Origin of the sequence: Mycobacterium sp. 4D054, assembly GCF_052245755.1 — a bacterium.
Taxonomy (GTDB): Bacteria; Actinomycetota; Actinomycetes; order Mycobacteriales; family Mycobacteriaceae; genus Mycobacterium.
Genome location: NZ_JBQQCF010000115.1, coordinates 1 through 3,581, shown reverse-complemented (window position 1 = coordinate 3,581; position 3,581 = coordinate 1). Strand labels below are relative to the sequence as shown.

Sequence of the window (3,581 nt, the reverse complement as noted above, 5' to 3'; positions counted from 1 at the left end):
TTACGGTGAGACACGAAGACCTCCGAAGTGAGTTGGTGCGTTCCTAGGCAGTTCGCACTTCACTCGGAGGTCTTCGTCTTGTCACCTCACCACGCCGTCACCAACGTCCGTGGTCAGTACACCTAGCTCGCAGGTTGGGTCCAGCGCGTGAACACCTCGCCGGAGACCCTTTTGAGCTTGATTGGCACCTTGACCGGTCGGTCGGTCCGGCCAGGATGGGGCTCCGGCGGACGCCGAGCCAGAGAGGTCGTCTCCGCCCTCGCGTTGCTCACCAGGTACGTGGGGTCTGCCCCGTGAATGCTAGTGCGCATCTCGCCCCACGGATCGATCGCTACCCAGAACGGTTGCTGACTCTTGAATTCCTGGACCCACTCGCTATCCGGATTGCCATCAAGATAGAACTCTGCCGGTCCCCTGACCGTCCGGCGGCCCACGATGAACACCTGAACGTAGGTGAAGAAGTCACTTTCCTGCGTTGTGTCGATTTCACCGACGAGCGTCCAGTGGCCGCCCGGCGTGTGGCCGTCGTAGTTGATATCCCGCGACGTCGCAGACACCCAAACCTGAGGCGTGGTCATAAAACCATCCTGCCCATTCATCCGAACGCCTGCTGTCCTATTGGTGATCAGCAGGCCTCGAAGTCTCGCCAGGGTCACCTACGGCGTTAGCGTAATACTCCGCGACGGTGGCACGTAGCTGCTCGACGGTCAACGGCTCCCGGCACGCAAGACGCACGAAGTTGGGCCGAATGTTGTTGTCCAGCAGCAGCTTTGCCACCTTGGCACGCCACAGCCCAACCTCATCGTAGGCCCTGACATCAGAGATGAAGCGCTCGTCACTGTCGGTCGACGAGGCACGCGGTATCAGCTCCGCGACCAGTGGCCCCGCCAGCCCAGATTCCTTAGCCACCTGGTCCTCGCTGAACAGTTCGCCAGCGCTGCTCGATGCCATGGCGTCGACGCTAAAGGGTGAGCTGGCCAGCAGTCCACCACGAGCCCCGGATCAGTCTCGGTCTTCGCGGTGCCGATCGTGCGGGTGTGTCGGTGTCATGCCGTTCTGGGTTCCCGCCAGCGGCCGGCGCTGTCGAGCAGACGTACGCCCATCGCCCTCTCGATCATTCGCGGCGGCACTGGGGCGGCCAGCTTCTCCCGCACCACGTCGATCGCGGGACGGGTGAAGTCGAAGCCGTCGAGTTTGAGCGTGATGCGGGTGGCCCGCAGCTCCCCCTGGCGCTGCTTGTCCGAGAGTTTTCCATTCGTACGGTCCATCGGGTCGAATGCTTCGATCAGCCCAAACTCCTCCAGCTCGTGGCGCGCGGCGAACGCTTCCGGCGCGAGGCCATAGAACTGCCACCGAACCTTCACGGGTAGTGCCACGCCGGCCTGCTCAGCATCCTTGCGGGCCCGGGGCTGCCCCGTCTGCTCGATGACCGCCAGCAGCGTCGCCATCTCGTCGCTGGTGAGGACCAGGTGCCACCCAGCCGTGAAGAAGGCCGCCGGCAGGCTGCGCGACTCAGACGACGACGGCGTGAAATAGGCCTGCCGTTCGTCTTCTCGATGAAGGGTGAACCCGGCGAACCTGTTCTTGCTCTTCCGTGGGCCCACGCGCACCAGGTCGTGCTCGGCGAGCTTTCCTAGCGCACGAGTAACGCGCAGGTTCAGTTCCTTCGGCAAGGTTTCAGGCGCCCGCAGGCCGCACAGCGCCCCCCAGCCGTCCTTGCCGTTGTTGTCGCGCTCGTTTTCCCACCGGTCGCCGGGCTCGAACTCCAGCTGAGCTACGTAGATCAGACTCAAGTACACCTGCAGGGCATTGCTGGGTCGGTGAATCAGCTTGGTCAGCGGTGGCCGGCTGTCGACGTCGGCTTTGAGCTTCTGCTGGACAGTCTCGGGCCACGACTCGTCTTCTTGGCGAGGCCTAGCTTTGGCCAGGCGCACGAACGACCTCCGGATGCGGGTTTCAGGCCGCTCACCGCGGTCGAGGATTTCGTACTTGTCGGTGGCCCGCTTGATTGCCGGCGCTTTCTGGTTGAGGTCTTCAAGGCGCTGCACTCTCGCAGTACGGGCTCCCACGATCGCCGCGATGGCTTCCCGGTCGAGCTGCTCGGTCTTCGCCGCAGCGGCCTCGATGACCTCCCAGGAGATGTTCGGGCGAACGTGGCGCGGACTCATGGGTAACTCCTGGCAGGGTATGTGCTAGCGGTAGGTACCTGGAAGGTTACATGGTTATGGTTACGAACCGCTCCGACCTACCCTGAGAACCGTGAGTGCTTACCCAATCGGGCCGAGAAATTGCGGGCTGATCGAGCGCAGCATGCGTGCATGGCGAAGCACGACAACAGTCCGAGCGAGTTCGAGCGGGTGGCCCGCGCGGGCTGGATGGTGACACTGCGGTACCGAATGCTGTTGCAGACCACCCTGCCGTCCCGCCGGCCGGCGCGATGGCCCTGGGTGGCGGGCGGCCTCGCCACGACGGCGATTACCGTGACGGGTGTCATCACCAAGCTGGGGTGGCTCTGATCCGGGGAATCGTGGCTGTCGAGTCGCAGGGAGCGTGGGCTGTCGCGGCCTGGTCGAGGGCCCCGGGCGAGGCCCGGCGGCTCAGGCGCTCGGCAGACGGATACCGGCGAGGGAGGCTTCCCGAAGGCCTTTCCACGACGGGTGGCGCAGCCCCCGGCCCGGCGTGTACTCCCGGTAGGCAATCTCGCCGACGTACCGTGGAGTCACCCATCGCACGCCTGGTTCGGCGGGCGGGTTACACACTGGCGCAAGCGGGATTCCGATCGGATCGAGCAGGTCGAACAGCCTTCGCCGCTCACGCAGACTCATTCCGGTGCCGACCTGGCCGACGAGGACCAGATTGCCAGTGTCGTCATGGCCGGCCACCAGCAGCGCGCCGATGCTGCCGCCCGCGGCGCGCGTGCTGATGTGCCCGACGATGACCAGCTCCGCGGTCGCCCTCACCATCGACTTCACCCACAGCGGGGATCGGCCAGACCGATACGGTGAGTCCAAGCGCTTCGCTACAACGCCTTCCATGGCGTTGGCGGCACATACGTCGAGCATGTCCGCCGGCGACACATCAACCCAATGCCGCGGGACGGTTATCACCGGTGACTTGTCGACCACCATGACCCCATCAAAGATCTCTCGGCGTCGGCCGTACGGTTCGGCGGTGACGTCGAGGCCGTCGATGGCTAAGACGTCAAAGGCCAGAAATCGGGTGGGGACCTCGCGGACCAGCTCGGCGCTGGGCCGCCTCTGCTGCGGCCAGCGGCGCTGCAGGCGGGTGAAGGACGGGCAGCCGTCGCTGCCGACAGCAACGATCTCTCCATCCAAGATGACGCGGCGACCGCCAACCGCGCCCCGGATCCCAGCGAGTTCAGGGAATGTCCTCGACACCTCGGCGCCGTTCCGGGTGAAGACAACCAGCTCATCGTCGTCGAGCACAATCAAGCCGCGTCTAGTTGACTGAACTTCGGCGAGCCTTCCGATGGAGTGGCTGCGGCGGGCGGAGGATCCGGCTATGGGCGAGGTGGGTCGGGTGGAGTCTGCGCCGAGCGAGTTGCCGTGGCGGGTGATCTT

Annotated in this window: 5 protein-coding genes; 1 reads left to right on the top strand and 4 read right to left on the bottom strand. The window is 64.9% G+C overall.

The window, feature by feature from the left end:
• Positions 1 to 122: 122 nt before the first annotated feature.
• The 3 genes from ACTWP6_RS30045 to ACTWP6_RS30035 form a co-directional block, all read right to left on the bottom strand.
• The gene (locus tag ACTWP6_RS30045; RefSeq protein ID WP_443189616.1) at positions 123 to 578 is read right to left on the bottom strand and encodes a hypothetical protein; all 456 of its coding nucleotides are present in this window, start codon (positions 576 to 578) and stop codon (positions 123 to 125) included.
• 37 nt (positions 579 to 615) lie between these two features.
• Positions 616 to 951: a hypothetical protein gene (locus ACTWP6_RS30040; RefSeq protein WP_443189615.1), complete on the bottom strand. Its 336-nt coding sequence runs from the start codon at positions 949 to 951 to the stop codon at positions 616 to 618.
• 95 nt (positions 952 to 1,046) lie between these two features.
• A complete protein-coding gene (locus ACTWP6_RS30035; protein WP_443189614.1) occupies positions 1,047 to 2,048 on the bottom strand; it encodes a hypothetical protein in 1,002 nt (333 codons plus the stop codon).
• A gap of 270 nt (positions 2,049 to 2,318) precedes the next feature.
• Between ACTWP6_RS30035 and ACTWP6_RS30030 the strand changes: the two genes are divergently transcribed.
• Positions 2,319 to 2,516, top strand: a complete 198-nt coding sequence (locus tag ACTWP6_RS30030) for a hypothetical protein (protein ID WP_443189613.1) — start codon at positions 2,319 to 2,321, stop codon at positions 2,514 to 2,516.
• Positions 2,517 to 2,597: 81 nt separating this feature from the next.
• Here the strand turns inward: ACTWP6_RS30030 and ACTWP6_RS30025 are convergent.
• Positions 2,598 to 3,581, bottom strand: a 984-nt coding sequence (locus ACTWP6_RS30025) for an ATP-dependent DNA ligase (RefSeq protein WP_443189612.1), incomplete at its 5' end; no start/stop codon positions are given.